Annotated in this window: 4 protein-coding genes and 1 pseudogene; 3 read left to right on the top strand and 2 right to left on the bottom strand. The window is 63.1% G+C overall.

Annotated elements, in window-relative coordinates; translation table 11 throughout:
* A partial coding sequence (locus ACFU0Y_RS14385; protein WP_380215214.1) for a hypothetical protein occupies positions 1–328 on the bottom strand: 328 nt, incomplete at its 3' end.
* Here ACFU0Y_RS14385 and ACFU0Y_RS14380 point away from each other — a divergent pair.
* From ACFU0Y_RS14380 to ACFU0Y_RS14370, 3 genes and pseudogenes are all read left to right on the top strand, one after another.
* On the top strand, positions 240–578 hold the full coding sequence (locus ACFU0Y_RS14380) for a zinc ribbon domain-containing protein (RefSeq protein ID WP_380215213.1): 339 nt from the start codon (positions 240–242) through the stop codon (positions 576–578). The two genes, ACFU0Y_RS14385 and ACFU0Y_RS14380, sit on opposite strands and share 89 nt — an antisense overlap.
* A 3-nt stretch (positions 579–581) precedes the next feature.
* On the top strand, positions 582–2,249 hold the full coding sequence (locus ACFU0Y_RS14375; RefSeq protein ID WP_380215210.1) for a serine/threonine-protein kinase: 1,668 nt from the start codon (positions 582–584) through the stop codon (positions 2,247–2,249).
* A 375-nt stretch (positions 2,250–2,624) separates the two neighbouring features.
* Positions 2,625–3,457 (top strand): annotated as a pseudogene (locus tag ACFU0Y_RS14370) (IS5 family transposase).
* A gap of 209 nt (positions 3,458–3,666) precedes the next feature.
* Here the strand turns inward: ACFU0Y_RS14370 and ACFU0Y_RS14365 are convergent.
* Positions 3,667–5,988 carry a P-loop NTPase fold protein gene (locus ACFU0Y_RS14365; protein ID WP_380215209.1) on the bottom strand — a complete coding sequence of 774 codons (2,322 nt, stop codon included), beginning with the start codon at positions 5,986–5,988 and terminating at the stop codon, positions 3,667–3,669.
* Positions 5,989–6,809 lie beyond the last annotated feature (821 nt).

The following is a 6,809-nucleotide window of genomic DNA, read 5'->3' as shown; positions in this document are numbered from 1 at the left end:
CAGGCCCCACCGGCAGCAACAGCGCCGCGGCAACCGGAAACCCCCCGCCCCGCTCCGGACCAGGCCCCACCGGCAGCAACAGCGCCGCGGCAACCGGAAACCCCCCGCCCCGCTCCGGACCAGGCCCCACCGGCAGCAACAGCGCCGCGGCAACCGGCGATCGCCGGGCATCTACCTCTGCCGTGGCGGCGTCGTCGGTGATCCAGGCCTCGAACGACCAGCCCAGCGGCAGCGAGGAGATGCCTGCGCGGTCGGCAGCGGCAGGGATGGAGAGTGAGCAGACAGGCGGCCGAGCACCGAATAGGCGCGAGCGGTCGGAGTCGACCACCTGGACGCGGTCCGCTGAGTACCACGTGCCAGGCGAGCCGCACTCCACCTCGCCTCCAGGGGAAGCACCATCGGCTCCGGATGCGGATGTGCAGGCGACCCCGACGTCGAACGGCAAGGAGGGAGACGTAGCGGGCCACGTACCACCCCGTGCCGGCGGCGGATTCATCCCGGCGTTCTGCACCCAGTGCGGCCGGTCGTTGTCGCAGGCAGCTCGCTTCTGTGCCTACTGCGGTCATCCGGTTGGCTGAGCCGTGGAGCGCCGGCAGGACTACCTTGATCCCGAGACCGAGATCGCGGGTTACCGGATCCAGTCGCTGATTGCCCGCGGCGGCATGGGCGTCGTCTACCGGGCGTTCGACATCCAGCTCAACCGCCCCGTCGCCCTCAAGCTTCTCGCCCCTGAGCTTTCGGCCAACGAGAAGTTCCGACAGCGGTTCATCCGTGAATCAAAGCTTGCCGCCTCCGTCGACCACCCCAACATCTTGCCGATCTACGGCGCTGGGGAGTGGTCGGGACTGCTGTACATAGCCATGCGCTACGTGCGCGGCACGGATCTGAAAGCGGAGATCGACGTCCGAGGCCCGCTGTCGCTCACCGAGGCGTTGCGGATCCTGTCGGAAGTCGCCGATGCCCTTGATGCCGCGCACGTGGCCGGACTCGTCCATCGAGACGTCAAGCCCGGCAACGTCCTGCTCTCCGAGGATCGAGTGGACGGTCACCGGCACGTCTACCTCACCGATTTCGGCCTCACCAAGCGCACCACTTCCGCCACCGGAGTCACGACGGCAGGTCACTTCCTCGGCACCCTGGACTACGTCGCACCCGAGCAGATTCGTGGTGAGGATGTCGATGGCCGGGTGGATGTGTATGCCTTGGCGTGTCTGGCGTACACGCTGTTCACCGGCCACCCGCCGTTCGAGCACGACGACGACTCCGCGCAGCTGTGGGCGCACGTGGCCGAGGAGCCACCACGCCTGTCCAGGGAACGACCGGACATCCCCATCAGCGTCGAACTCGCCATCGTCGCCGGCATGGCCAAACAACGCGACGACCGACCACCCACGTGCGGTGCGCTCGTGGCGATGATGTCCGAAGAGGCGTTCACCGGCGGTCCACCACCGTGGGCGTCCCCAACGGACCATGCGAACATCGAGATTGGACCTGTTGCCGCCCTACCGGACGATGAGGGAACCGACGACGCCTCGGCCGCTGCAAGGTTTTTCCGCGCCTCGGGACGGCATACCGACCCCTCGCGGGCCGCTGGCCCCGCCCATCGACGCACTGGGTCCAGGCGCTGGGAAGAAGCCCCTCGGCGGAGACGTGCCAGGTGGCTGATCGCACTGGGTGCTGTGGTCGTCCTTCTCTGCGCTGCCGGCCTGCTGTTCTCGCCGATGCTCCCGTGGAACAAGCCTGTGCTATTCCGAGCTGAAGGCGTCCCCTTCACACTCAATGTCCCGCACAACTGGGGGCATCACACCAGCGGGACAGGTGTCAGCACCGTCAGCGTGTTGTCCGAGTACGACCTCACAGCACTTTTCGCCGATCAACCAGGCGCTCCTGCTCTTGCCGCGGAGCAGATCGCCGAGGATCCATCCAGCGTGGTCGGGGTCGCCGTCTACCACGGTGGTGCAGGCCGGAGCGGTCAATCTGCATCTGCCAACCTCGTCACTGCCGAAGCACTTCTGCCCGGCGGTGACGCGACACTCAGGGACCAGGGCGAGGCCACCGTGGGGGATGTCGAGGGCCAGCGCATGGAGGGGACGATCCCCCTGTCAGACACCGTCACGCTGCAGGTCCGAGTTTTCGTCGTGGAGACCGACCCGGCCGGGTTTCTCGTGTTCTTCGCCCCCGTGAAGGTGTTCGACGAACACCGAGAAGTCTTCGACGAGGTCGCCGACTCCCTGCGCCGAAAGGTATGAATGACGTGCTGTGCCCGGCCTTCTGCCGCCGCCGTTCCCCGGGCGGCGCTGAGCATGCATCGGAGCAAGCGCATGTCCAGTGTCCAGTCGATAGAAGAGAATCCGATGACCAGGGACACCAAGCGGACGTCGAACTCGAGGAGGAGCCGATCGGCCCCGATCAGATCCGCCTCTCGTACGGTGAGGTTTTCTCACCGGGTTCCTCTCTCGAGGGTGGTGAGTATGAGGGCGCCGGCGACGATGGCCCCGATTCTTGACGGTGAGAGGGTGACGTGGCGCGGAGCCGTCTCCCGTTGGCTCAGCAGCGCGTTACACCTGGAATCAAAACCTGGTCGGTCGTTGCTCGCCCTCGCCCGAAGGGCTGACCATGCCTGCATGGCCACGAGGAAGCATCAGTGGATGGTCGATGACCGGCTGTGGGAGCTGATCGCTCCGCTGATTCCGGAAGCGCCACCACCGCGGGGTCCCGGTGGGCGGCCGCGGATCGACGACCGTGCAGCCCTGGAGCGGATCCTCTTCGTGCTGCACACCGGTTGCCGGTGGCGGGACCTGCCTGTGGAACTGGGCTGCGGGTCCGGGCACACCGCTTGGCGCGGGCTGCGCCACTGGCAGGAAGCCGGGGTGTGGGAGCAGCTCCACCGGGCCGTGCTCGAGGAGCTCTGAAGAGGAGGAGATCCTCGACTGGTCCTTCGGCCAGCATCGGCTCGATGTCCGTACGGGCCAAACGGGAGGCGAGCTGACCGGCCCGAACCCCACTGACCGCGGGAAGGCAGGCACGAAGTACCACCTGCTCACCGACAGCAACGGCCTGCCGCTGCACGTGCTCGTCTCGGCGGCCAACACCCATGACAGCCGTCTCTCCAACCACTCCTGGAACCACCCCCGGGGTGCGCCCCCGACGAGGCCGCCCGGGGCAACCACGGCGCCGTCCGGAGAAGCTGCACGCGGACAAGGGCTACGACTATCCCCGCTGCCGCCGCTACCTCCACCGTCGCGGTATCAAGGACCGCATCGCCCGGCGCGGCATCGAGGACACGAACCACCTCGACCGGCACCGCTGGGTCGTGGAGCGCACCATCTCCTGGGTCCTGCGCTACAAGCGCCTCGGCATCCGCTACGACCGCACCAAGGCGACTCTGTCCCCGTTGCTGCTGCTTGCCGTCACCCTCTTCAACCTCCGCTGTCTGAACCCGGCAACCGAGTTATGAGACCAGGTGTAAGGTCGAGCAGCCCCACCGAGCCCGTGACCGGGGTGATCGAGACGATGCGCAGGGTCGCCAGCGGCTTCCGGAAACTCGAGAACTATCGCCTACGCGCCCTGCTCGCCGCCGGCGGACACCGGCCGTGGAGAAAGACACCTACCCATGCTCATTTGTGAAGGGTCACATATCCGCGCAATCGGTGCGCCAAAAATAATTCATGAGCCAGGCAATCCAGTGTGCCTACCGCAGCACTTGCGAACACCTTCTGCCGTCAGCGGACCTCCGTGACGAAAGTTTATGACCTCCTGCACGGCTTTGCTCCCCAGCAGATCGAGAAACGCGTTGTCTGTGACATGTGTTTCCGACGCCGGCTCGGTAGGTGATATCAAGTCCGGCTCCTTTCGAAGAGCATCCGCCAGTCCCGGCCATCGAGTCTCGATGATCGTCCACAGGGCCAGGGTGTCAGGGTCCACGACATGACCTTCGAGAATAGTGACTGTTTGCAGCATCGAATACGTATTGATAAAACGCTTTGTCGTGCGAGGATTGAAGCTCAGAAGGGCGGAGAACCGCTCGAGGCTGTGCTCGATCCCTTTTTGCACCTCCGGTTCGGTCAATCTGTCGACAACCTTCTCCACGAGATGGGGCCGCACCTCGAGCGGAGTGCTCTTATAGATGGTTGTAATCTCGGCCGAGGAGGTGGTCGTGTCCAGGTAATGACTGACGGTCCTCACTGCCTTGGCGATCTCGGCCGTTCGCGGAGAATCCTGAACCTTTCCCCGCAACAATGCTTGGAGGTACTTCTTCCCATAGGACGGGTCCACGCTCGGCATTGACACGCGAAGCTGGAACAGTTTGTCGGTGAAGAGGTACCCCAGTGGGCGGCCGGGCTCGGCAACGCTTCCACTGAAGTCTTCGAAAACCTTCTCATAACTCTTCCGTATCCAGGCGCCGTCCGCGGCGACAATCAAGTAGACCGATGGATGCCGGCGTCCTGTTCTGTCGGAGGAAAAGGGCGCCTCGGACCGCAACGGGTCTCTCATCAGGGTCTGCACCGCTTCCAGCAGGTCCACGACGTACGAATGTTTGCACCGATCGAGATCGTCGATGAAAAAGACAATCGGCCTTCTGGTGCGTCGCATGATCCACGAGAAGTGCTCGGACACGTTCTGCATGGGATCTCCGTCCGACTGCTCGAACAGTCGGGCCCCACGGGCGGAGTCCCAGAGAAGAAAGCGGCTCGCCAGGAGGGAGCCGAGCCACAGAGTGGTTCCGGCAGCCACCAGGACGCTGACCGCCTTGCCCAATTCCGCAATGTCCTGCACGTTGAGTCTGGGCCGTTCGAACAAATTGTAGATGGCAATACTCATCGCGAGGAGGAAAACCAATGCGAGCGCATACGGTGCGCCGCTGGTGCGCGTACGATGCGCGATCTCCAGAAAACGCACTCCTATTCTTTTCCACCAGGGAGTGTGCTCGACGTACGCGTTTCTCAGGCTTGTGAGTAGTGACCACCACGGGGGACCGATGCCCTCCTCCCTCCATGCGTTGAACGGAACTGTCAACCATGCCTGCTCCAGCTCCTTGCGCACCAGGCTGATCAGGGTGCTCTTTCCACTGCCCCAAGGACCGTCGATTTGGATCAGGAAGGAGGTCTCCGACCTTCCCGCGTGCACGGCCTTCAACTTTTTCACTATTGCTCTCGCCAGGGCTTGCCGATTTAACAGATCTATTGACGAGGGTGCGTCCGGCACGAAGCCGACATGGTCCGCAAGGCCTTCGCCATCCTGAAGGTCTTCGACGAGGGCGGGCGCCCCGGTGCCGGCAACCGCGTGGGGTTCGAAAAGTGGAGGATCATTGTGCGTTCGATCGAGAATAGTATCGATCTCATCTTTCACTCGGGGGTCCAAATCGCTCCGCTCGGAGAAAGTCATGAGCAGCCTCCGAGCCTCCTTGCTGTTCTCAAGATCGCCCGACAGACTCCGCACCGTGTTCACGAGGTCAACCTGCTGCTCGTAGGACAGTCGTGGTTGGCGTATTCTGTGCCCCAACTCCAGGAGGTAACTGATTGGCGCCTCCGGCGGTGAGGGAAGTGGTGTGGGCAGCGGCGGAGCGGGCGGCATCTCGGAGAGAGCTTTGTCCAGTTGGATCAGCGCCAGAGGATTGTTGGTCAGATCCAGGATCTGCAGTCCGGCAAACTCCGAGGGCAGATCCATGACCTCCATTTCGGCCACCATCACGGGGACGATAGGTTTGCCAAGTCTTTGCGCATACCAACGTTCACGAGCAGCGGCATCTGACGAGACCAGATGCGGCGAAAGAGCCACAACCATCGCGTCACACTCACGAATACTCCGAAGGACTTCACCCCACCGAGGCAAATCGGCCCAAATCTCTTCGCCGTTCCACACGTCATGGCCTATGAGCGCAATTCCCTTGAGCAGGGGTTGGAGTGTCTCACCGTCCTTGCGGGAGGTCGACAGGTAAAGACGCCGCTGCTTTTCATGCGGTCGAGAAGCGTTTTGCTCGTTGCCCATGGATCCCCCACTGGTCAGTGGGAGAATCCTAGAGCGATGTGGTGCCGCTGCATAGATGGGACGCTCGGAACGTGACTGAGTGGGGAGACCACTCCATGCACATCGACACATGCCCCCGTACGCCCGGCGTCGACACACGTGCGTTCCGCACTGTGACAACCGCAAGGCTCTGGTGTCGACGGTGCTTCGTTCCTCGGTGTTCGCACCACGGACCTTGAGCCCTTCTGTGGGTCAGGGACAGGGTGCATTCTCGTCATGGTCGCAACAGTGGATGTTCCGGGATGGGTCGCACGGCAGAGAAGAGCTCTACCGGCGACCAGCCACCGGGCACTGATCGGGGCTCATGGTTGAGCTGATGAGCGACCGTCTGCAGGTGCTCCGGGGCGTGAATCGACAGGTCAGTGCCCCTTGGCAAGTACTTGCGTAGCAGGTCATCGGACGCTCCCATGTTTGTAAAGGGGTGTCCGGGCGGGTGGCGGCTTCCATGACGCAGTAGATCCCGCGGACGACGCGGCGTTCGACCCTTCTATGTCCGCTGACAAGACATGAGCCGCTGCAGTGTCCGGTAGATTTGTCGGGCGATGATCCTTTTGAGACACCGACGGATTTCGTGGTTCGTTTTTTCTTCATGGGTGCGGCCTTGGACATAGGCGAGGGTTTGCTTTTCCGGTCACATTCTCACGCGCGGGATGACATCGAGGACCTGGTTGAGTTGCCGGTAATACCAAGAAGCCCAATCACAGATCAGCGGATTTGGATCAGTGCCGCAGATTGTTCGTAGTTGAGGCCAGAGAATAGGAAGGCCCGGTCGCCTCAGCGAC

The sequence above is a fragment of the Kocuria sp. NPDC057446 genome, from assembly GCF_042802875.1.
Taxonomy (GTDB): domain Bacteria; phylum Actinomycetota; class Actinomycetes; order Actinomycetales; family Micrococcaceae; genus Kocuria.
The sequence above is the reverse complement of the archived record's forward strand: the minus strand, read 5'-3'. Positions and strand labels throughout refer to the sequence as shown.

Excerpts from the sequence above, each read along its gene's own strand:
- ACFU0Y_RS14380 (WP_380215213.1), top strand. The coding sequence starts at position 240 with ATGCCTGCGCGGTCGGCAGCGGCAGGGATGGAGAGTGAGCAGACAGGC.
- ACFU0Y_RS14365 (WP_380215209.1), bottom strand. The coding sequence starts at position 5,988 with ATGGGCAACGAGCAAAACGCTTCTCGACCGCATGAAAAGCAGCGGCGT.